Origin of the sequence: Salinivibrio costicola subsp. alcaliphilus, assembly GCF_001996185.1 — a bacterium.
GTDB classification, from domain to species: domain Bacteria; phylum Pseudomonadota; class Gammaproteobacteria; order Enterobacterales; family Vibrionaceae; genus Salinivibrio; species Salinivibrio costicola.
The window spans coordinates 15,553-37,553 of record NZ_MUFR01000022.1; the positions used below are offsets into that span (position 1 = coordinate 15,553).

Genomic DNA, 22,001 nt, shown 5'->3' on the forward strand with positions numbered 1-22,001 from the left:
GGCGTCGTAAAAAACGTAATATGAAAAAAAGCGCAGGTGTGTTTCCTGCGCTTTTTTATCAACCATCGAGCGCGATCTTTTGCAAAAAATCGCGGTTATTCTGGTACCTCGTCTAAAGGATACCAGTAGCCGCGGTTTACCCACAGCGTGAGCATCGGCCAAAATAGGCTATTTTCAGCGGCTTCACCGAGCATTTCCCAATCGATAAAACGCTGATTGCACAGCTTAGGCGTCAGTGACTCACAGCCTTCCGGTAAGTCAAAGCTTTCACCGAGCATAAAAATTATTTCTGACTGATCAGCGTGATAAAAAGCACGTAAGCCACTGAGTTTTTCTAAACACAGACCATCTTGCATGGCGGCTTTGAGGCTATCAGGCTGCCACTGCGGATCGGGGCTGAGCAAATCGAGCTCGTGTCGAGCCTGAGAGAGAAACTCGCCAACCCAGCGCTTTTTACGGGTTTCGTCCTGCATTAATGCCATCATCATCTCATCCATTTGGGCGAGATGTTGTGGGTCGAGTGCCGCTGGCGCATCGGGTTGCGCTGGCATCGCGGGCCAATGGAAGTGGTTATCGCCCGCTTCATCAACAATCACTTGATCCGCGTAGCTACTGAGTAGCTCGCGCGCTTTTGGCGATCGATAACCAATCGAGTAACTGAGCGAAGGTTCTAGGGTATCACCCTCGTGCGGGAAACCGGGTGGAATATAAAGAATATCGCCAGGGGCTAGTTCGACATCGATAATGGCATCAAAGCCAGTAATTTGCTTGAGACCGGTCTCGAGATTGGCATCTTGATAATCGCCTTTCGGCCCAACGCGCCAGCGACGACGCCCTTGCCCTTGAACAATAAAGACATCGTATTGATCGATATGGGGTCCCACGCCACCTTGCGGCTGGGAATAGCACACCATAAGATCGTCGAATAACCACTGAGGCAGTGTCGAAAAGGCACTGGCTAACTCGCGGGCGCCTGGGTGCCAGTGGTTGGCTGCCTGAACAATCAGTTGCGCGTGAGTATCAGGAAAGTTGCTAAAATCCTCAAACGGTCCGTGGGCAACCTGCCATTGACCATTCGCGTGTGTCACCATGCGAGAATCAATATCGGCTTCCATCGCCAAGCCTGCGACTTCCTCTGGGTCGATGGGATCCTCGAAGTCTATAAAGCCTTGACGGATAACGGTAGGCGCTTGGTGCCAATAGGTGGACATAAAGTCGGCAATGGAAAATTGAAACTGATACATAGCATCACAGGTTAAGGAATTTGCGGCAGTATAACGCGCTGAGCGGGGCGGTGCGAGGGGGATAAAAAACGGCCCCCAATGGAGGCCGTGAGGTATGAGAACGTTTTGCTTAAAGTTTGTCAGTGAGCTTGACCGCATCACCAATGTAGTTAGCCGGTGTCATTTGCTTCAAGCGCGCTTTTTCATGCTCAGGTAAGTCGAGGCCATCAACAAAAGCACGCATGCCTTCGCCATCCACCCGTTTACCGCGCGTGAGCTCTTTCAACTTCTCGTACGGCTTTTCAATGCCGTAGCGACGCATTACGGTTTGAATCGGTTCGGCAAGCACTTCCCAGTTCTTATCCAGCTCGGCTTCTAGCGCGGCTTGGTTGACTTCTAGCTTGCTGATCCCTTTAAGGGTCGAGGCATAAGCAATTAGGGTGTAACCCACGCCGACACCCAGGTTACGTAATACTGTCGAATCGGTCAGATCACGCTGCCAGCGAGAAATCGGCAACTTTTGCCCCAGGTGAGAGAAAATTGCATTCGCCAGGCCGAGGTTACCTTCCGAGTTTTCGAAATCAATCGGATTGACTTTATGTGGCATGGTCGACGAGCCAATTTCACCTTCAACCGTTTTTTGCTTGAAGTGACCCAGCGCGATATAGCCCCAGATATCACGATCAAAATCGATCAAAATGGTGTTAAAACGCGCCACGGCATCAAAGAGCTCAGCAATGTAGTCATGCGGCTCAATTTGAGTGGTGTACGGGTTCCAGTCGATACCGAGCGAAGTGACAAAGGCTTCGCTGTAGGCGTGCCAATCAATCTCTGGGTAGGCCGACAAATGGGCGTTGTAGTTACCCACTGCACCGTTGATTTTGCCGAGGATTTCAGTGCTTTCGACTTGCTTAATCTGACGCGCCATGCGGTAGGCAACGTTCGCCATTTCTTTACCCATGGTCGACGGCGAAGCCGGTTGGCCGTGGGTGCGAGAGAGCATCGGCACATCGCGGAATTGTTGTGACAAGTCTTTAACTGCATCGGCAAGCTGCTGCATTTCCGGTAAGATCACCGTATCACGCGCGTCTTTAAGCATCAGTGCGTGAGATAGGTTATTGATATCTTCCGAGGTACAGGCAAAGTGAATAAACTCGCTAACCGCATGAATCTCTGGGTGTTGAGCAATTTTTTCTTTTAAAAAGTACTCAACCGCTTTGACGTCGTGATTAGTGGTGCGCTCAATCTCTTTGATTCGGGCGGCGTCTTGCTCATCAAATTCAGCGGCAATCCGATCGAGGAGGGCGTTGGCGTCATCGCTAAATGCAGGCACTTCTTTGATGCTGTCAGTGGCTGCCAAGCTTTGCAGCCAGCGGATTTCAACGATGGTGCGATACTTTAGCAATCCAAATTCACTGAAAATCGATCGTAACGCAATCGTTTTCGTACCATATCGGCCATCGACCGGGGAAACAGCAGTCAGCGCTGACAGTTCCATTTTATGTCTCCTGAGTTCAATCTGATTAGCTACGGGCTAGAATAGTTTTGGCCTGCTCAACCATTTGTTTACGACCAAAAATGAGATGTCGGCGTTTACCGCCTACTTGGCGCCATAGTACGGTACTACGGATACCAGATAACAAGAGGGCACGCACACGATGTTGCACGCCGGTTTGTTGTAGGTGTTGCGGGTCGCCAGAAACCTGAATACGCGGGCCCAATGGGCTGATGACGTCGAGATAAATACTGGCAAGATTACTGATCATTTGCTCATCAAGCAGATCAAAGTGGCTCGATTGGCGCTCGATGGTTTCGATCCGATCGCCCAATTGCGCCATGGCATCACGACGGCTGGCAAGCTTGCGCTCTAAGGCGAGCAAATTGATCAGATAACGCATTAGCTCGCTACCGTTGCTGCTATTATCCAGCTGGCTGATCAGCGCTTCCAAGCCTAAATGGAGCCCTGACTCACCGCCGCCAGTGACATTACCGACCTCACCGCGAAACACATCGAGCGTCGAGGACGGGTTCGTCATCACGATGCTGCTTAAGCTGGTACTGAGCGCGTCTTGGTCACAATAGCCCTGACGGGACACATCTTGCACCAGTTTTGCTGCCTGACAAATGCTCGCAAAAGCGAGGGTGCGATCATAAATCGTCTCTGCCACTGATCACGGCTCCTTAAATACGTTGCTCGATAATACCACCACCTAAACACACGTCGCCGTCATAAAAAACAGCGGATTGGCCAGGGGTGACCGCAATTTGCGGCTCGTCGAATGTCACTTTTATGGTGTCATTATCAACAGGCGTGATAGTACATGATATATCGTGTTGACGATATCGGGTTTTGACTGTGCAACGGCGTGTCTCGGTCACATTCTCGCGATCGACCCAGTGTAATTGGGCTGCTATTAAGCCTGCAGAGAATAAGCGTGGATGATCATGGCCTTGACCTACAATCAGTACATTGCGCTCAACGTCTTTATCGACCACATACCAGGGCGCTTCGCTACCGTTACCGCCTTTTAATCCGCCAATCCCTAAGCCTTTACGTTGGCCCAGGGTATGATACATCAGACCTTGGTGCTCACCGATGTTCTCGCCATCGGTCGTTTCGATGGGCCCCGGTTGCGCGGGTAAGTACTGCGATAAAAAGTCAGTAAATTTGCGCTCACCAATAAAGCAGATCCCAGTGGAGTCTTTTTTCTTTGCGGTCACCAAGCCTTGTTCTTCGGCAATTTGGCGCACTTGTGGCTTTTCGAGATCGCCAACTGGGAATAAGCTACGTGCAATCTGATCGTGGCTGAGTGTATATAAGAAGTAGCTTTGGTCTTTATTGCTATCAAGGCCACGCAGCATCTGTGCTTTTTCACCATTGTCGGGGAAAGATCGACGCACATAATGGCCCATAGCAATATAATCGGCGTCTAGCACTTCGTCGGCAAACTCGAGAAATGCCTTAAATTTAATTTCTTTATTGCACAGAATATCTGGATTCGGCGTACGGCCTGCTTTGTACTCGGTCAAAAAATGCTCGAACACATTGTCCCAATACTCAGCGGCAAAATTAATGGTATGTAGCTCAATGCCCAACTTATCGCAGACATCTTGCGCATCGGCCAAGTCTTCTGCAGCAGAGCAGTATTCTTCGTTGTCATCTTCTTCCCAGTTTTTCATAAACAGGCCTTCGACCTGATAACCCTGTTGTTTCAACAAGTAGGCAGAAACGGACGAATCAACACCGCCGGACATTCCGACAATCACTTTTTTGCTGCTGTTATCTGACATGGCGATCACAAATGCTGCTATCAATAAACGGACGCTGAGTTTAACAGAATCAAATCGCCGGATACAGATGTGATAAGGCTCACACGTTAACCGTTATCTAAAGTAGATAGATGGTTGCGTGGACGGCGACCGATGTAGCTTATGTTGATGCGATTAAATATCAATGGCGGACATAGTCTGTGATTGGGTGCCGCGCAAAGACCCTCCGCGCCATGGATGGCGCGGCGGAGCCTCCAGGGATGGATTCACGGCGTGTCTGTGCGTGGTATCTAATCTCAGAGCGGTGACGACAATTGCTGTGAAGCTTGGCTTTATCGAGCCTTCTTCGACGGTGCGCGCTTGGACGATCGAGTGCGCCCACGCGGTGCTTTCCCTTTTGGCCCTTTGGGTTTAGGGGTGAACTGCTCAAAGCCTTTCGGCGGATCAACCTCACACCACTGGCCTGGCTGCAAATCATCCAGCTGCCAGGCGCCGAGTTGGGCGCGAATCAAGCGCAGCGTCGGGTGGCCAATATGGGCAGTCATCCGGCGTACTTGTCGATTTCGCCCCTCGTGCAGCACCACCTTTAACCAGGTAGTGGGAATGTTGGCGCGATAGCGTACCGGAGGATGGCGTTCCCACACGGCGGGTGACGCCATTTTTGATACCTCAGCGGGTAGCGTTAGACCATCTTTTAGCTCCACACCGTCGCAAAGCGCTTGAATCGCTTCATCGCTGGGCTCACCTTCCACTTGGACCCAATAGGTTTTGGGAGATTTAGATGAAGGCTGGGTTAATCTGGCTTGTAAGACACCGTTATTGGTGAGCACCAGCAAGCCTTCGCTGTCCTTGTCGAGTCGACCGGCCGGGTACACGTCTTTTACGGAGACGATGTCGGCTAATGTGCTGTCACCGGGCTCACCGCTAAACTGGGTCAACATGTTATAAGGTTTGTTAACAAGTATCACTTTAGTGGTCATCGCCGTCGCGCGTGAATCCTGTGCGTGTTGAGATGATTTGGCAGTGGTGTTTGAAACAGCCTTTGACGCTGGCTGAGAGCGGGATTTATATGGCATACGGGCTGTCAAATAGATTAAACGGCAAATGAGACTTTGGTATTATACACGTAATAATCTGTTTGGCGTGTTGTATGAATTCGAGTATCCTCGTTGCGCATCTTACACAAAGATAACAAATGGACGCTAGGAGATTAAAATGGAAAGTAAAGTAGTTGTACCGGCGGAAGGTGAAAAAATTACACTCGACGGCACAAAACTGGTAGTCCCTAACCACCCTGTGATCCCTTACATTGAAGGGGATGGCATCGGGATGGATGTTAGCCCTGCAATGATCAAAGTTGTTGATGCCGCAGTTGCTAAAGCCTACAACGGTGAGCGTAAGATTTCATGGATGGAAATCTACACCGGTGAAAAATCCACCAAGGTATACGGTGATGATCAATGGCTACCGGCTGAAACACTCGACTTTATTCGTGAATACAAAGTGGCGATTAAAGGCCCACTGACAACGCCTGTTGGCGGTGGTATTCGTTCTCTGAATGTGGCCCTTCGCCAAGAGCTCGATCTCTACATTTGTGCGCGTCCGGTACGTTACTTCACTGGCGTTCCTAGCCCTCTGAAAAAGCCAGAAGATACCGATATGGTGATCTTCCGTGAAAACTCAGAAGACATCTACGCGGGTGTCGAGTTTAAAGCGGGCACCGCAGAAGCCGATAAAGTGATTAAATTCCTGCGCGAAGAAATGGGTGCCAACAAAATCCGTTTCCCAGAGCAGTGTGGTATCGGTATCAAGCCGATTTCTGAAGAAGGTACCAAGCGTCTGGTTCGTGCGGCTATCGAGTACACCATCGATAACGATCGCGACTCACTGACCATCGTCCACAAAGGTAACATCATGAAGTTTACCGAAGGGGCGTTTAAAGATTGGGCATACGAAGTAGCCAATAAAGAGTTTGGTGCCGAGTTGCTTGATGGCGGTCCGTGGATGACGATGAAAAATCCAAAAACCGGTAAAGAAATCATTATTAAAGATTCCATCGCAGATGCTTTCTTGCAGCAAATTCTGTTGCGCCCTGCAGAGTATGATGTGATTGCCACCATGAACTTGAATGGTGATTACGTATCTGATGCTTTGGCAGCGCAGGTTGGTGGTATTGGTATCGCCCCAGGTGCCAACATTGGTGACGGTGTGGCACTGTTTGAAGCTACCCACGGCACGGCGCCAAAATACGCGGGCCAAGACAAGGTAAATCCAGGCTCGCTTATCCTGTCAGCAGAAATGATGCTGCGTCACATGGGCTGGTTTGAAGCCGCTGATTTGGTGATCAAATCAATGGAAAAAACCATCGCCAACAAAACTGTGACCTATGACTTCGAGCGTCAAATGGAAGGTGCGAGCCTACGTAAGTGCTCTGAGTTTGCAGACGACATGATCGCTCAAATGTAATAATAGTGTTATCGCACGATGATAAAACCCGGCGAGTGAGCCGGGTTTTTTTGTTAGTGGCCAAGGCGTTTTTCACTCAGACGATGAGCCTATATCCTCCCATGACAACGCGGTGCCTTTGGTTAACGCGCGTGTTGCTCGTTTTCCGATCACGGCATCATAGTGTTTCGGCGCCAGCCCAAAGCCAGGACGAATACTGCGCACATTATCGGGCGTGAGTGGTTCACCGGGCGCGATATCCTCACAGACATACAAAGAGCGCCTAAATTGACGGTTGCTCGACTCGGCCTCTCGGGTGGTGAGGGCGCTTTCTCCTAACGCTTGCCACGCCGCGTGGGTTTGCTCACAAAGCGCACTGAGTGCAGGTGGCGTAAGCGAGAAAGCAGCATCCGGGCCTCCCGAATTTTCAGAGAGCATCACATGTTTTTCAATCACGCACGCGCCGAGTGCCACGGCTGCGATCGCGGCGGTATTGGTCAGCGAATGATCGGATAAACCCGCCAATGTTTGATAGCGGCTGGCTAAGGTTGGAATGGTTCGCAGATGGCTTTGTTCAATTGGCGCGGGGTAGGCGCTGATACAATGAAGCAACACCAGCTCACGACAGCCGTTATCACGGGCGGTCGCTACCGCCTCGGCGATCTCTGTCTCGTCAGCCATGCCGGTTGAGATGATCATCGGTTTACCGGTTTGCGCGGCATAGCGAATCAAAGGCAAATCAATCGCCTCGAACGAGGCAATTTTATAGGCGGGGGCGTTAAGATCCTCGAGCAAGTCAATCGCTGAGCAATCAAAAGGAGAAGAGAATAGGGTGATACCCTCCTTTCGTGCGTGATCAAATAACGGCTTGTGCCACTCAAACGGGGTTTGTGCCCAGCGATATAGTTGGTGGAGACTATAACCATCCCACAGTCCGCCTTTGATCTGAAATTCATCGTGGTCGCAATCAAGGGTAATGGTATCGGCGGTATAGCTTTGCATTTTGACAGCATCGGCACCGCAGGCTTTGGCCATGGAGATGGTTTGCTTGGCAAGCTCAAGGCTACCATTATGGTTGGCCGACATTTCGGCAATGATATAGGGAGGATGCTGGGGACCGATCAAACGGCCTGCAATTTTAATGTCGTTGTTCATAAACCGCATCGATATTCAGTTTGGTTTGAAGGGCGCTGGCGTCTTGCTGCCACTCATCAGCGGACAAAGACAGGCACACAATCTCGACTGTTTTTCCCTCAGGCAGGGAAAAGGTGCGTTGCCGACTTTGCGGCGTTTCACGAAAGCCAAAGCGTTGATGTAGCCGAACCACTCCCTGGTTATGACTGAGCACTTCACAGTTCAACTGGGTCACACCCAAGGTCTCAAATGCTAAACTTAATGCGCCAAATTCCATGAGTGCGCCGCTGCCACGCGGTGCATCTGGGGCCGCATAAAAAGCCCAGGTCGCACTTGTCCTATTCTCGCTATCGAGGTCAAGGTTGACCACGCCAAGCGGGGTGTTTGGTTGGCTGTCTACGCGCTTGTAGACGATATAGAAATAACGGTGCGTGTTGGCAAGCATATGGCTGAACCATGCCTTGTGCTCATCATGGCTAATTTCATGCTGAGTGTACATAAACTGGCGAACAGCGGGACGATTGCGCCAATGCCATAAGGTATCACTGTCCGCGTGACTCACCGCTTTAAAAATTAGTTGCATAAGTCATGCTCCAAGGCCGCGACCACGCGCTCTGCGCCTTTTCCATCGGTGATCGCTGGCAGAGTAGGAAGCTGATACCAATTTGCCGCAAGGTGCTGCAGTGCAGACGCGTAATCTTGCCAGCGGGTGTGCTCACCGCGTCCTAAGTATTGATAGCCCGGTTGTCCGGCGAGATACTCGGCCATGGCGTGTTGGTTTTCCGCCACACACACCAAGGTGCTCGGGACCCCCAAGCAGCTGCGCTCAATGGCGGTCACACCGGCCGCCCCAAATGCATAGCGTGCCCGTGCCATGTGGGCATCAAAGTCCGACAGTGCTTCCACTACGCTAACCCCATCGGGGACAGGCTCTTTACACAATGCATCGCGGTCTGGGTTACGCCGGCCGGTGACAATTAATAGCGAGAAAGGCAGCCTATCGAGCTTTTGCTCTTCTTCTAGGTGTTGAACGGCTTCTAGGTGCTTCACCGCGTCCACGAGCTTGCGGCTTTCACCGGTCGGGTCCGTGCCGGAGAAAAAGGCGATTACCTTATCTTCCCGCGGCGGCGGAGACTGATGTAAGGCGGCAAATGCTGGACGCAATAGTGCATAGTCTGGCCCCAATAAGCATCGGGTTTGTGGATTTACAAGCCGTGATGCGTAGCGCGTGGTGAGATCAGGCCAAGGATTTTGATCGAGCAAAAACGCGCAATCGTGGGGCCGATTGGCTAAATCATCGACTACCATCACCGGACAGCACAATTGGATGTGAATTGACTGCTCCCAGCGGGCATCGAGGGCGTAATGATCCACCACCATCAAATCCACCGGCTGGTTAGCGACGTATGCGGTTGTCTCTTCGGCATCTTGCCGCTGGCTCACACCCAGCCAATCGGTGTTGCTAAGCGAGTTTTTGGGAGCAGGCAACACCGCCACCGTTAAGCCTTGTTCATGGCTGACTGCTATCAAATTGCCGGGCAAGTCGCGACACACTAAGGTCACCTGATGGCCAGACCCTTGTAGCATGCTAGCCAACACATGCATGCGGCTGATGTGGCCGGTACCTATCGCTTGGGAGGCATCGACTCGAATGGCAATATGGCTCATAGCAAGGCTTGTTGCTCCAACAGTTGATACATTAGCTCAGCGCGTAGCCAGTCATCCGGCTCATCAATGTCTTGCACGCGGTAATGAGGGATCAACACGGCTTTCGAGTGAGGGGAAAAAACCGGTTCGCGCGCTAAAAAAGCACTTGGCGTGCCCCAGTAAAACATTCCCGCATCGTGGTAGGCCGGCTGTAAGTCTTGTGAACGGGTGGTGAAGTGCTCGGGCCACAACATGCTGACACTGCCATCGGCATCGACATGAATACTGCGCTGAATCGGAAAGGCGTAGCGGGTGGCGGCAAAACTGTATTTGACGGTGTCGCCGTCCAGTAACGCTAAGCCTTGGCGCAAGTCATCCGTGGTGACAAAGGGAGTGGTCGCATACAGGCAGCATATCGCTTGCAAAGGCGTTTGCTGTGGCGACGGGTTAAGCCACTGGATCGCATGCTCAAGCACATCCAAGGTAGTAGCGTGATCACCGGCAATCTCGGCGGGACGTACAAAAGGCACTTCAGCGCCTGCATCGCGCGCCACACTGGCAATGTCTTCGCAATCGGTGGAAACCAAGACGCGATCGAATAGCCCACTTTGACGTGCTGTCGCAATGGCATAAGTGATAATGGGCGCACCGTTAAACAGTTTGAGGTTCTTGCCCGGAATGCGTTTGCTGCCACCTCGGGCGGGAATAATACATACATTCATCGGTCACGCGTCCTTAATGGCTTTTTGTAGCGCAGCAATCACTGTGTCTTGCTGTTGCTCGGTTAAATCGGGGTAAAGCGGCAAAGTGAGTGCGCCCGCGTAATACTGTTCGGCAAGCGGGAAATCTCCGGGCTGGAAGCCCAGTGCCTGATAGTAAGGTTGCGTATTCACGGGAATATAGTGCACGTTCACGCCAATGCCTTGCGCACGCATTGCCTCAAAAACGGCGCGGCGTGTATCGGCGTGCTCAAGCTCAATCAAATACAAATGCCATGCCGACTCAGGGTCTAAAATGGGCCGCTTGACGGGCAAATCCGCCAGTGCCTGATGGTAACGCTCAGCGAGTGCAAACCGTTTGGCGATAAAGGAACGAAGCTGGGTTAATTGTGAACGGCCAAGTGCGGCATGAATATCCGAGAGGCGATAGTTCATCCCCAATGCATGCTGCTCATAACCCCAAGGCGGCAAGGCTGCGTGGCAGTCTTCTGCGTCACGGGTGATCCCGTGGCTACGTAACTGACGCAGCGCTTTCGCCAATGTGGCATGTTGGGTAGTGGCAACCCCTGCCTCTCCCGCGGTGACCACTTTGACTGGATGAAAACTAAACACGCTAATATCGCTGTACTGGCATCCACCCACCGCCGCTTCTTGATAGTAGGCGCCCATCGCATGTGACGCATCCTCAATAATGGCTACCTGATAACGTTTGGCGAGCGCGGCAATCTCGGCCATTGGCGCACTGACACCGGCCATATGCACCACCACCAGCACTTTGGGTAAGCTGTGAGTAGCGGCCGCTTGTGCCAGCTTTTTCGCGAGCTGCTGGGGGCATAGATTACGTGTGTTCGGGTCGATATCGACAAAGTCCACCTCAGCACCACAGTATCGGCCACAATTGGCTGACGCGACAAAGGTGATGGGGGAGGTCCATAAACGATCGCCTGGGCCCAGTCCTAACGCCAGACAAGCCAGATGCAGGGCAGATGTCGCGCTATTAACGGCGACCGCATGCGCAGCCCCGGTGAGTTCGGCGACGGCGGCTTCAAAAGCCGGAACTTGCGGGCCTTGCGTCAGATAATCACTTTTTAGCACCTCAAGCACAGCGGCACAGTCTTGCTCGCTAAGATGCTGCTTTCCGTATGGGATCAACGCCATACTCCTTTACTGCTCGGTGTCGAGTTGCAAAATAGCCTCGACGGTTAACACATCTGGGTTAGTGCCTGATTGATACTCAAAGCCCTCTGGCACGGGCTGTCCTTTTTCGCCCAACGCATTTTCTCGATAGTCATCATCGGCATCGTAGAACTTAATGGTGGGACAAATCACGTAATGATCGGCAAATTCGAGCGTCAGGTGCGCATCATCAGCCGGACACATCACTTCATGCATTTTCTCGCCGGGACGAATGCCTATCACCTTGACGGGAGTATTCGGGGCATAGGCGCTGGCGAGATCCGTCAGACGAACCGATGGGATCTTAGGGACAAATATTTCACCGCCATACATGCGCGAAAAGTTTTTCAGCACGAAATCCACCCCTTGCTGCAAGGTAATCCAAAAACGGGTCATTTCAGGATGGGTAATGGGCAAGTGATCCGCTCCTTCCGCTGCCTTTTTCTTAAACAAAGGCACCACAGAGCCGCGCGAGCCGACCACATTGCCATAGCGCACCACCGAAAAACGTGTCTTTTGGCCTCCGGTCATATTGTTAGCGGCGACAAACAATTTATCTGAACACAGTTTGGTGGCGCCATAGAGATTATTGGGGCTGGCGGCTTTATCGGTCGAGAGCGCAATCACCTTTTCCACCCCGTTGGCAATCGCAGCGCGAATCACATTCTCTGCACCGTGAATGTTGGTCTTGATACATTCCATCGGGTTGTATTCGGCGGCAGGTACCTGCTTAAGTGCAGCTGCATGAATCACATAGTCAATGCCTTGCATCGCTTGCATTAAACGATCGCCATCACGCACATCGCCGATAAAATAGCGCATGCAAGGGGCATTAAAGGTTTGCTGCATTTCATATTGCTTGAGCTCATCGCGAGAGAGCACCACGAGGCGACGTGGTTGATAGCGTTCAAGCAGGGTGCGGACGTACTTTTTACCAAAAGAACCAGTACCGCCGGTGATCAGAATGGATTTGCCGTTAAACATAGGACGCCTTGTCACTAACTGTCGGGAATACAGGCAGTTTAACTGATCTGAGCAGGATTTGGCGATCTGCTAGGGCGTTCTGGTGATAATGGGTGGTCAGCGATTAAAATTTATAATACGTGGTGCTAAGTGAGCGCGTAGGCAGAAAGCGATAACAATTATGCTTTCGCTGGACCAGCAAGGCGGCCAGCCAGTGTCTTTGGTGATTTGACTTTCAGTGCTTTATCGAATGATAAGCGAGTTTTATCCGCATGATATTGCATACGTTTAAGCGCTTTTTCCAAATCGAAGTCATCTGTTTTTTTTGTCGCTAATTGTGTCATACGTACCTCCATATTGATGTAATTATAACCGAATAAAATGGGGTTGCAAAGCTGCTGAGTGCTCAGCTGATACGCTTGAACAATGCATTGTTTCTTGGATCGAATGGATCGCGTTGATTGAAACCTAATAGGTGATAGTAATGGAGTAAGTCTTCATTCTCTATTGGATCTTGGATTCCAATCCATCCGGCATTGATAGCAGCAGCGAACAGTTCGGCACATCGCGAGGCGATGGGAAGAATATAACCTTTCAAGGGGTTTACTGCGTCTCCTCCTTGAATATAGTTGATTTTTACAACTAGTCTGCCCTCACTCGCTTTCCCGATCATTAGGCCACTAAGATCCTGGTGGTGCCATATCGCCAGCTCTAATCTAGCCATATGATCTCTGCGGTACTGTTGCAGTATTTGTCGCCAATCCCAGCCAATCTGACGAACCGGTGAGGGATGCCACTGGTTTTGAGCAACAAGCGCTAATTCATTGATTTCAGTTAACGAGATACAGTCAATTAAATCAGGTTGAAGCTGCTCAAACTCGCTTTGCGTTTGTTTCAGTACAGCCAGCCTTAGTGAGCGGTATTTCTCTGTAATAAGCTGTTTTCTCATGGAGGCATTGATGTTTTAAGGCTTCTCGAATTGTGCCTTTATATTGAATACTTAAGGAGCGATAGTATCAGAGTGGCGTTTTGTTTTTATGGGTTAAAAGCGATAGACGGCGGATGCTAGTACTTTATTGATATGTCAGTCGCAAAAAGCGCCGCATGTGGACGGCGCTTTGAAGGGACCATGGTTAGGTTAACGCGCTTCGCTGTTAGCCTTGGTGGCGAGAGGCGAGGACTTCGGTCACTTGATGGAGGCTAAGCTCTTGGTCTTGCAGCAACACCAACAGGTGATAGAGCAAGTCGGCACTTTCGTTTAATAGCTCGGCTTTATCGCCTGCCGTGGCAGCGAGGGCGACTTCGACGCCTTCTTCCCCCACTTTTTGCGCGATACGCTTGGTGCCTTTGGCAAATAAGCTTGCGGTGTAAGAGTCATCAGGCGTGGCGTCTTTGCGGCTGGCAAGCACTTGCTCAAGGCTCGACAAAAAGCCGGGACCCGTGTGTGGCGGTTTGTTGTCACTGTCAAAGCAGGTGGTCGTGCCGAGGTGACAGGTGGGCCCGTGTGGCGTCGCCGTGACCAATAAGGTATCTTGATCGCAATCGAGTGCAATGTGTTCCAGGCTCAACACATGACCGGAGCTTTCGCCTTTTACCCAAAGACGCGACTTGCTGCGCGACCAAAAGGTGACGCGACCGGTTTCGAGCGTCGCGTTCAGTGCATCGGCATTCATGTAGCCCAGCATCAATACTTGGCCGCTATCACTGTGTTGGATAATCGCAGGCACCAAGCCGGCGTTTTTCTCCCAATCGATACGTTCTACCCACGCTGCCGTCATACTCTTACCTCGATCCCTTGTTGTTTTAATGTTTGTTTTAATTCGCTTATCGCGATGATTTGCTTGTGAAACACCGAAGCGGCCAGCGCGCCATCGACATTTGCTTGTAAAAAGGCGTCGGCGAAATGCGCGATTTCACCGGCACCGCCGGAGGCAATCAGGGGCACCTGACAGCGCTCTCTCACCATTTTTAGTTGGGTTAAGTCATAGCCTTGGCGCACGCCATCGCGGTTCATCATATTGAGTACGATTTCGCCTGCGCCCCGTTGCTGGACCTCTTCAACCCACGCGGCGGTTTGCCATGGCGTGGCCTGAGTGCGGCTTTCATCGCCGGTAAATTGATAGACCTGATAGTGTCCGGTGGCTTCATCGAAGAAGGAATCAATCCCAACCACCACGCACTGCACGCCAAACTTATTGGCCAGCCGCGTGATCAAACTTGGGTCGGCCAAGGCGGGTGAGTTAATCGATATTTTATCCGCGCCGAATTCCAAGATTTGTTGGGCATCGGCTTCGGATTTAATTCCACCGGCGACGCAAAAGGGGATATCAATTACTTCCGCGACGCGACTGACCCAGCTTTTATCGACCACCCGGCTGTCACTGGAGGCGGTGATGTCATAAAACACCAACTCATCAGCGCCTTCTTCGGCGTAACGCTTGGCGAGTGGGACGATATCGCCGATGATTTCGTGATTACGAAATTGCACGCCTTTAACCACTTGTCCGTCGCGGACGTCCAAACAAGGAATTATCCGTTTTGCCAGCATGCGATCGCCTCCTCTGCGCTAAAGTTGCCTTCCAGTAGGGCGCGGCCGACGATCACGCCTGCGACGCCGGTATTGCGCAAGGCGCGAATGTCTTCGAGACTGCCAATGCCGCCTGATGATTGAAACGCAATGCTCGGATAGCGCTGACACAAGTCTCGGTAAAGCGCCACATTGCTGCCTTGCAAGGTGCCATCGCGGGAGATATCGGTGCACAGCACATGCTCTAGCCCGACGGACAAATAATCGTCGAGTAGCGCTTCAATGGTGACGCCGGAGTCTTGTTGCCAGCCGGACACCGCCACGCGTCGCGTCCCGTCACTGTCAATGTGAATGTCGAGTGCCAATACAATCCGGTCAGGGCCGTAGGTTTGCATCCAGCCTTTGACCAAATCGGGGGATTTGACCGCGGTGGAGCCGATCACTACGCGCTGCGCGCCGGTGTTTAGCAGCTCAATCACGTCCATTTCGGTGCGCACGCCGCCGCCGATTTGGATATTGGCGGGCGTTGATTGCAAAATCTCGGTGATTAAGTCGACCTGACGCGCAGTCGGATCTTTGGCACCGGTTAAATCCACGAGGTGCAACCAATCCGCGCCCGCTTGATGGTAACGCGCAAACTGCTCACGCGGGTCAAAACTGTAGTCGGTTTTTTGCTGATAATCTCCTTGATAAAGGCGCACCACTTGGCCGTCTATCAAGTCGAGTGCTGGTATAATCATCCTTGCTTACATCTCCAAAAAATTCTGAATCAAACGCGCGCCCACTTTGCCCGAGCGCTCAGGGTGAAACTGAACCCCGAAGTAATTGCCTCGATTGATGGCCGCACTGAACGCATGACCATAATGACATTGTGCCAAGGTGTAATCACCGACCGGCATCGCGTAACTGTGGACAAAATAGAAGTAGCTGCCAGCGGGAATGCTGTCGAATAAGGGATGGTCATTGACGGTGGCGACCCGATTCCAACCCATATGAGGTAAAGGCTGGCCATCGGTATCCATTAGCTTGGTCGGCGCGGGGATGTGGCCAAGGCACTCAACCGGGCTATCGCCTTCATCGGAGCGCGTGCCTAGCATTTGCATGCCAAGACAAATTCCCAGTAGCGGTTGCTCAACCTGTTTAACTAAATCCACTAAGCCGCGCTCGGTGAGGTTTTTCATCGCTTCGCTGGCTGTGCCGACGCCGGGCAAAAAAAGCTTGTCTGCCCCCAGCACTACGTCGGGATCGCGGCTCAATATGGCTTGATACCCCAGGCGTTCGACAGCAAAGCGTACCGAGGAGACATTGGCGCAGCCGGTATCGATAATGACAGTCTGTTTGCGCATTACAGCACTCCTTTACTGCTTGGCAAGGCATCGCCTTCGACCTTGATGGCTTGACGCAAGGTGCGGCCAAAGGCTTTAAATAAGCTTTCCACCAAGTGGTGGGTGTTTTCGCCCGACACCGTCAGGTGCAGAGTACAGGCCAAGGTGTCGGTCAATGAGCGGAAGAAGTGTCCGACCATTTCGGTCGACATATCGCCCACTTGTGGCTGCGGGAAGCTGGCCTCAAATTTAAGAAACGGACGTCCGGATAAATCCAACGCACATTGCGCCAAGCATTCATCCATCGGCAGGCTAAACCCAAAACGGCCAATACCGCGCTTATCGCCCAGCGCCCGTTTAAGCGCGTCGCCCAAGGCGAGGGCGGTGTCTTCAATGGTGTGGTGGTCATCGATGTGCAAATCGCCTTTAACGCCAACGCTCAGCTGAAAACCGCCGTGGGTGGCGATTTGATCCAACATGTGGTCAAAAAAGCCCAGTCCGGTTTCAATGCGGCTGCCGCCACTCTTATCCAGGTTAACAGCCACCTGAATGTCGGTTTCTTTGGTGGTGCGAGTCACCGATGCGATGCGCGGCTGCAAGGTCAGACGCTCGACAATCTGCGGCCAGCCCATCACCCCACGTTGGTATTTGATCCCTTGTAGCGCCATATTGTTGGCTAAGGTGATATCGGTGTCGCGATCGCCAATCACCGCCGATTGGGCGAAATCAATCCGGCCTTGCTGCAGATAGTCTTTTACCAAGCCTAATTTGGGCTTGCGGCAGCTACAGTCGTCGCTATCAAAGTGCGGACAAATCAGCACGTCTTCAAAATGGATCCCTTGTGAGCGAAATAGCGCCATCATCATGTTGTGTGGTGCATCAAAGTCCGCTTGCGGGAAGCTATCGGTCCCTAAACCATCTTGATTGCTCACCATCACCAAGGTGTAGCCCGCCGCTTGCAGGCTAAGTAGTGCGGGGATCACGTCCGGCTCAAAGGCCAATTTATCCAGACGATCCACTTGGTAGTCTTCAGGCGGCTCCACAATCAAGGTGCCATCACGGTCAATAAATAAAATCTTGTCTTTCACAGTGGTTGTCCTTATTCACTGAGCTGCTGGCGGATAAAAGCCAACACTTTTTCACATTCGTCACGGTTGCCAATACTGATGCGTAAGCTGTTCTCGATCGCGGTACGGCGCACAATAATCCCCGCATTACCCAAGTGCTCGAACACCGCATCGGTGTCGTCCAGGCTTATCAGCAGGTAGTTACCAAAGCCTGGATGCACCTTGATGCCGGGCAGCATACTGAGGCCGGCTTGCAAATAGGCACGGTTGGCGGTTAAGTCCAAAACCTGATACTTCATCCGCGCCAAGCCCGCTTCGGAGAGCGCTTGCTCGGCAATATCTGCCACGGGCACCGGCACCGGATACGGCGGGATCACCTTGAGCATCAAGTTAATAATAGCGGGATTGGCGAGGGTAAAGCCGCAACGTAGTCCCGCCAGAGCGAACGCTTTTGATAGCGTGCGCAAAATGGCCAGATTCTCAAAGCGCGCGAGTAAATCGGTGCAGGTCGCTTCTGGACTAAATTCGATATAGGCTTCATCCAACACCACAATCGCGCGACCTTGGGTGCGGGTGAGTAGCGCTTCTATGTCGTCGCGGTTAATTAAATTACCGGTCGGATTATTAGGACTACATACGAAGATAAGCTTGATGTTGGCATCTGCCTCCAAGGCGGAATCAATTCCTGCCATGTCCAGCTGCCAGTCGGCGGTGAGCGGCACTTGGGTGGTGGCGATCCCTTGGTTTTCTGCACTGACCGCATACATGCCATAGGTGGGTGGGCAAATCAGTACGCTATCTTGGTTTGGCTCGCAAAACGCGCGCAGCAATAAATCAATCCCTTCATCGGCGCCACGAGTGGTAATCACTTGGCCCGTGTCTACCCCCGCATAGTTGGCATAGGCATTAATCAATGATGCCGGCTGACAGCTGGAGTAGCGATTGAGTCCTTGGCCGCTCAGGGTATAAGCATTGTCAAAGGGGGATTCATTGGCATTGAGCCACACATCCCCGCTGCCACCGATACGGCGAGCTGACTGATAGGGCGTGAGCGCTTGTACTTGCTCACGGGCGAGTTTATCGATGCTCATACTAACGGGTCCTCTGAGGCTTGGGCTTGTTGTAGCTTATTTAGACGAATATCGACCGCTTGGCGATGCGCATCCAAGCCCTCGGCTTCTGCGATTCGCATCACGGTCGGGCCCAGTGCTTGTAAGCCGCTTTCGCTGACCTGTTGCACTGTCATCCGCTTATTAAAGTCGGCCAGCCCTAAACTGCTGTAGGTACGGGTATAACCGTAAGTCGGCAACACATGGTTGGTGCCTGAGGCGTAATCACCCACGGATTCGGGCGAATAGGCGCCCAAGAAAATCGAGCCAGCGTTATCCAACAGTGGCAACAAATCTCGAGGCTGCTGAGTCTGCACAATCAAGTGCTCTGGCCCGTAGCGGTTAGAAATCGACACGCATTGGGTGAGAGTATCGGCAATAATAATCACACTGCTGCCCAGCGCTTGCTTGGCAATTTCTGCACGACTGAGCGTGGTTAATTGCTGCTGCACCGCATCGGCGACTTTTTCTGCCATCTCGGGTGCCGGCGTCACTAGCACTACTTGTGAATCGGGGCCGTGCTCCGCTTGGCTGAGTAAATCCGCGGCAACAAAGTCGGGATCCGCGCCGGCATCAGCAATCACCAAGACTTCAGAGGGGCCGGCAGGCATGTCCATCGCTGCGCCATTGGCAGCAAGGCTCACCTGACGTTTGGCTTCGGTGACATAGGCATTGCCCGGGCCAAAAATCTTATCCACCTTGGTCACACTTTGAGTGCCAAAGGCCATCGCCGCCACCGCTTGTGCGCCGCCAAGGGTATAAATTTCATCAATCTCACACAGTTTGGCACAGTATAAGATTTCATCGGCCACCGGCGGCGGGGTACTCAGCACCACCTTACGGCAGCCGGCAATTTGCGCCGGCACGCCCAGCATCAAAACAGTAGACGGCAAGGGCGCGCTCCCGCCAGGAATATACAGCCCGACGCGGTTAATCGGGCGAGTGATGGATTCACATACCACCCCTGGCATGGTTTCGACTTTCAACGGCTGGGCTTTTTGTGCGCGGTGAAAGGTGCTGATGTTGTCGTAGGCTTGGCGCAAGGCGAGTTTGATATCTTCTCCCAATCGCGCTTCGGCATCGGCCAAGATCGCTTTGTCGAGTTTGATGCTATCGAGGTCGACACCATCAAATTTTTTTGTCAGCGCCTTTAAACTTTCATCTCCGCGCTCTCGGACATCGGCGATAATCTCCGCGACGCTCGCTTGGGTTTGGGCACCGGTTGTGATCGCAGGGCGGCGCATCAAGCCCTCTTTTTGTGACTCTCCGAGTGATTTCCAGACTACTGTTCGCATGGTGACTTACTCCATCATCTTTTCAATCGGCAGGACCAAGATTGAGCTTGCGCCCAATTGTTTGAGCTTTTCCATGGTTTCCCAGAACAGGTTTTCGGTACTGACAAGGTGCACCGCCACACGGCTTTTTTCGTGTGCGAGCGGCAAAATGGTCGGGTCTTCGGCACCGGGAAGCAGCTCAACAATTTTTTCTAGCGCCTCGCTTGGCGCGTGAAGCATGATGTATTTCGACTCTTTGGCTTGAATCACGCCTTGCATGCGAGTGAGCAAGCGTTCAATTAATGCGGTTTTCTCTTCGCTGAAGCTGCCTTCACGCTGAATTAACACTGCCTTGGAGCGAAAAATGACTTCGGCTTCTTTCAAGCCGTTGGCCTCTAAGGTGGCGCCCGTTGAGACCAAATCACAAATCGCATCGGCGAGCCCCGCACGTGGCGCCACTTCCACGGAGCCATTGAGCATACAGGTGCTGAAATTCACACCCTGCTTGTCCATGTAGGCTTTAAGAATATTGGGATAGGTGGTCGCAATCCGTTGCTCAGCGAGATCTTGTGGGCCGTTGTAATTTTGGTCTTTATCCAGCGCAATGGAAAGACGACAGCCACCAAAGTCGAGGCGACGAAGCAGCTGATACTGGCTTGGCTCACCCAACTTGATGCGCTCAAGGCGAACTTCTTCTAATTCGTTCTCACCAATCACACCTAAGTCGACTACGCCGTCCATGATAAGGCCAGGGATATCATCATCACGAACCAGTAGCAGATCGATGGGCATGTTTTCGGCGTGGACCACTAAACGTTCACCGGTGTAATTGATTTTTACCCCGCAGCGTTTAAGCAGCTCTTGGCATTCTTTGGCGAGGCGGCCCTTTTTTTGGATGGCGATACGTAAGCGTTGTGTTTGCATGTGTGCTTCCTTGTCTAAAAATGAAAAGCTAAAAAAGAAAAAACCCTCGGAAGACGATGCTCCCGAGGGTCTGAATCTGTTAGCTTGCTAATGACCGACGGAAGCGCTTTTTACTCGTCTTCCAGTCGAAACCATTCCTCCCGAAAGACTAGTCAGGATGATGGTGGTGATGCATGGTCATTAGTGCTGAAATCATTGTTGGTCGTCCATTATCTAACGAAAGTACGCTCTGTGATAAAAATAAGCTCTATACCAAAAAGCTTAACTGTTTATGACCATATCAAAATCCGTTTGGATTGCAACCAGTCAAAGCGCGTTTTTTTCACGTGTCTTCATGCTAAGTAAGCGTCGCTATCGCCGTAAGCGTCGCCATCGCCATGAACAGCGAGAGCGTCGACACCGAGGCTAGACATAAATATCGAGTTCACCGTCTTTTTTAGGTGTTTTTTCCTCGTGCTCTTGGTGCGGTTGCTGAGCGTGATCATTGAGATCGTCTAGCCGCCGCTCTTTACGCGCATCAATGTGTTCCGATTTGCGGATCGCCCATACTTTCGTGGGCGGTGCATGCGGCGTGCGATACACAGGACTCAAATTGCCAAGCCAGTTCATGATGGGTCCTCCTTTGGTCTTACTATTAGTATCGACCACGAAGCACCAAACTTGATGATTTTTTAACCATAAGTTATTTAGAATGGCGAGGCTAGGGGGCTAGCTGCAACACTTTTTAAACTTACGCCCGCTGCCACACGGGCAAGGGTCATTACGGCCGGCTTTGATATGGCCGGGGAAAACACCATCGATATATCGCCATTGAGGCTGTCCATTGATTGTTTCTTGGACAAACCGAGACCGCTCATGCAAACACTGAGGCTCACCGTCGGCAATAAAGTGGGCTTTGAAGGTCACAAATCCAAGCTCACCGTGGTTTAATACCTCGCTATCGAGCACCTCAAGTGATTGCCACTGATGGTCGGTCATCATGGCAATATCATCCCGAAATGCCTCGGCGCCGCATTCGCAGTGATAGGTCGCGACAATAAAGTCCACCAAGCCTTTCGGATGTGCGCTGTAGCGAGCACGCATCAATTGCTCAGGGTGGGCAGCGTTGGCCGGATGTTGATGAACGGGCGCGCAGCATTCGGCGTAGGGTTTGTTACTACAACAAGGGCATAAATCAGTCTGCATAAAGATCTCTTAA

General features: G+C 52.0%; 23 protein-coding genes, 1 pseudogene and 1 other annotated feature. Of the genes and pseudogenes, 1 reads left to right on the forward strand and 23 read right to left on the reverse strand.

Translation table 11 applies throughout. The features are described from left to right. Positions 1-95: 95 nt before the first annotated feature. The 5 genes and pseudogenes from BZJ21_RS09025 to BZJ21_RS09045 all read right to left on the reverse strand — a co-directional run. Positions 96-1,244: a ribosomal protein uL16 3-hydroxylase gene (locus BZJ21_RS09025; RefSeq protein ID WP_077669603.1), complete on the reverse strand. Its 1,149-nt coding sequence runs from the start codon at positions 1,242-1,244 to the stop codon at positions 96-98. A gap of 109 nt (positions 1,245-1,353) precedes the next feature. Then, on the reverse strand, positions 1,354-2,721 hold the full coding sequence (purB, locus tag BZJ21_RS09030) for an adenylosuccinate lyase (RefSeq protein WP_077669604.1): 1,368 nt from the start codon (positions 2,719-2,721) through the stop codon (positions 1,354-1,356). A gap of 25 nt (positions 2,722-2,746) precedes the next feature. After that, the gene (gene hflD, locus BZJ21_RS09035; protein ID WP_021022328.1) at positions 2,747-3,391 is read right to left on the reverse strand and encodes a high frequency lysogenization protein HflD; all 645 of its coding nucleotides are present in this window, start codon (positions 3,389-3,391) and stop codon (positions 2,747-2,749) included. A 13-nt stretch (positions 3,392-3,404) separates the two neighbouring features. Then, complete coding sequence (gene mnmA / locus BZJ21_RS09040; protein ID WP_077660681.1) at positions 3,405-4,514, reverse strand: tRNA 2-thiouridine(34) synthase MnmA; 1,110 nt, start codon at positions 4,512-4,514, stop codon at positions 3,405-3,407. A gap of 419 nt (positions 4,515-4,933) precedes the next feature. Beyond that, positions 4,934-5,569, reverse strand: a pseudogene (locus BZJ21_RS09045) (pseudouridine synthase); the annotation flags it as partial. Between the two features lie 139 nt (positions 5,570-5,708). Between BZJ21_RS09045 and icd the strand changes: the two are divergent. Next, a complete protein-coding gene (gene icd / locus BZJ21_RS09050; RefSeq protein WP_077576318.1) occupies positions 5,709-6,959 on the forward strand; it encodes an NADP-dependent isocitrate dehydrogenase in 1,251 nt (416 codons plus the stop codon). Positions 6,960-7,031: 72 nt separating this feature from the next. Here icd and pseI read toward each other — a convergent pair whose 3' ends face one another. The 18 genes from pseI to BZJ21_RS09135 form a co-directional block, all read right to left on the reverse strand. Continuing rightward, entirely contained in the window at positions 7,032-8,093 is a 1,062-nt protein-coding gene (gene pseI / locus BZJ21_RS09055) for a pseudaminic acid synthase (protein WP_077669606.1), read from the reverse strand. After that, positions 8,077-8,655, reverse strand: a complete 579-nt coding sequence (gene pseH / locus BZJ21_RS09060; RefSeq protein ID WP_077669607.1) for a UDP-4-amino-4,6-dideoxy-N-acetyl-beta-L-altrosamine N-acetyltransferase — start codon at positions 8,653-8,655, stop codon at positions 8,077-8,079. Before pseH ends, pseI begins: the two co-directional genes overlap by 17 nt. Continuing rightward, complete coding sequence (gene pseG / locus BZJ21_RS09065; protein ID WP_077669608.1) at positions 8,646-9,740, reverse strand: UDP-2,4-diacetamido-2,4,6-trideoxy-beta-L-altropyranose hydrolase; 1,095 nt, start codon at positions 9,738-9,740, stop codon at positions 8,646-8,648. The genes pseH and pseG overlap by 10 nt, the downstream gene beginning before the upstream one ends. Continuing rightward, complete coding sequence (gene pseF, locus BZJ21_RS09070; RefSeq protein WP_077669609.1) at positions 9,737-10,441, reverse strand: pseudaminic acid cytidylyltransferase; 705 nt, start codon at positions 10,439-10,441, stop codon at positions 9,737-9,739. Before pseF ends, pseG begins: the two co-directional genes overlap by 4 nt. A gap of 3 nt (positions 10,442-10,444) precedes the next feature. After that, entirely contained in the window at positions 10,445-11,590 is a 1,146-nt protein-coding gene (gene pseC, locus BZJ21_RS09075) for a UDP-4-amino-4,6-dideoxy-N-acetyl-beta-L-altrosamine transaminase (RefSeq protein WP_077669630.1), read from the reverse strand. A gap of 12 nt (positions 11,591-11,602) precedes the next feature. Continuing rightward, positions 11,603-12,598, reverse strand: a complete 996-nt coding sequence (gene pseB, locus BZJ21_RS09080; protein ID WP_025738853.1) for a UDP-N-acetylglucosamine 4,6-dehydratase (inverting) — start codon at positions 12,596-12,598, stop codon at positions 11,603-11,605. Positions 12,599-12,756: 158 nt separating this feature from the next. Beyond that, the gene (locus BZJ21_RS16305) at positions 12,757-12,921 is read right to left on the reverse strand and encodes a hypothetical protein (RefSeq protein WP_021022338.1); all 165 of its coding nucleotides are present in this window, start codon (positions 12,919-12,921) and stop codon (positions 12,757-12,759) included. Between the two features lie 62 nt (positions 12,922-12,983). After that, a complete protein-coding gene (locus tag BZJ21_RS09085) occupies positions 12,984-13,526 on the reverse strand; it encodes a hypothetical protein (RefSeq protein WP_021022339.1) in 543 nt (180 codons plus the stop codon). 205 nt (positions 13,527-13,731) lie between these two features. Next, positions 13,732-14,355: a bifunctional phosphoribosyl-AMP cyclohydrolase/phosphoribosyl-ATP diphosphatase HisIE gene (gene hisIE / locus BZJ21_RS09090; protein ID WP_077669610.1), complete on the reverse strand. Its 624-nt coding sequence runs from the start codon at positions 14,353-14,355 to the stop codon at positions 13,732-13,734. Continuing rightward, positions 14,352-15,125 carry an imidazole glycerol phosphate synthase subunit HisF gene (gene hisF / locus BZJ21_RS09095; protein ID WP_077669611.1) on the reverse strand — a complete coding sequence of 258 codons (774 nt, stop codon included), beginning with the start codon at positions 15,123-15,125 and terminating at the stop codon, positions 14,352-14,354. The genes hisIE and hisF overlap by 4 nt, the downstream gene beginning before the upstream one ends. Next, positions 15,107-15,844 (reverse strand): 1-(5-phosphoribosyl)-5-[(5-phosphoribosylamino)methylideneamino]imidazole-4-carboxamide isomerase, encoded by a 738-nt coding sequence (gene hisA, locus BZJ21_RS09100; protein ID WP_077669612.1) that lies wholly within the window; start codon positions 15,842-15,844, stop codon positions 15,107-15,109. The genes hisF and hisA overlap by 19 nt, the downstream gene beginning before the upstream one ends. A gap of 6 nt (positions 15,845-15,850) precedes the next feature. Beyond that, positions 15,851-16,450, reverse strand: a complete 600-nt coding sequence (gene hisH / locus BZJ21_RS09105; protein ID WP_077669613.1) for an imidazole glycerol phosphate synthase subunit HisH — start codon at positions 16,448-16,450, stop codon at positions 15,851-15,853. After that, positions 16,450-17,517 (reverse strand): bifunctional histidinol-phosphatase/imidazoleglycerol-phosphate dehydratase HisB, encoded by a 1,068-nt coding sequence (gene hisB / locus BZJ21_RS09110; protein ID WP_077669614.1) that lies wholly within the window; start codon positions 17,515-17,517, stop codon positions 16,450-16,452. Before hisB ends, hisH begins: the two co-directional genes overlap by 1 nt. An 11-nt stretch (positions 17,518-17,528) precedes the next feature. Continuing rightward, entirely contained in the window at positions 17,529-18,581 is a 1,053-nt protein-coding gene (hisC, locus tag BZJ21_RS09115; protein ID WP_101494571.1) for a histidinol-phosphate transaminase, read from the reverse strand. Positions 18,582-18,583: 2 nt separating this feature from the next. After that, the gene (gene hisD / locus BZJ21_RS09120; protein WP_077669616.1) at positions 18,584-19,900 is read right to left on the reverse strand and encodes a histidinol dehydrogenase; all 1,317 of its coding nucleotides are present in this window, start codon (positions 19,898-19,900) and stop codon (positions 18,584-18,586) included. A gap of 6 nt (positions 19,901-19,906) precedes the next feature. Beyond that, positions 19,907-20,803 (reverse strand): ATP phosphoribosyltransferase, encoded by an 897-nt coding sequence (gene hisG / locus BZJ21_RS09125; protein WP_077460410.1) that lies wholly within the window; start codon positions 20,801-20,803, stop codon positions 19,907-19,909. Between the two features lie 34 nt (positions 20,804-20,837). Next, positions 20,838-20,976, reverse strand: a sequence feature (His leader region). A gap of 232 nt (positions 20,977-21,208) precedes the next feature. Further along, positions 21,209-21,412: a hypothetical protein gene (locus tag BZJ21_RS09130; protein WP_021022348.1), complete on the reverse strand. Its 204-nt coding sequence runs from the start codon at positions 21,410-21,412 to the stop codon at positions 21,209-21,211. Positions 21,413-21,511: 99 nt separating this feature from the next. Then, positions 21,512-21,988: a YchJ family metal-binding protein gene (locus BZJ21_RS09135; RefSeq protein WP_077669617.1), complete on the reverse strand. Its 477-nt coding sequence runs from the start codon at positions 21,986-21,988 to the stop codon at positions 21,512-21,514. Between the last annotated feature and the right edge of the window lie 13 nt (positions 21,989-22,001).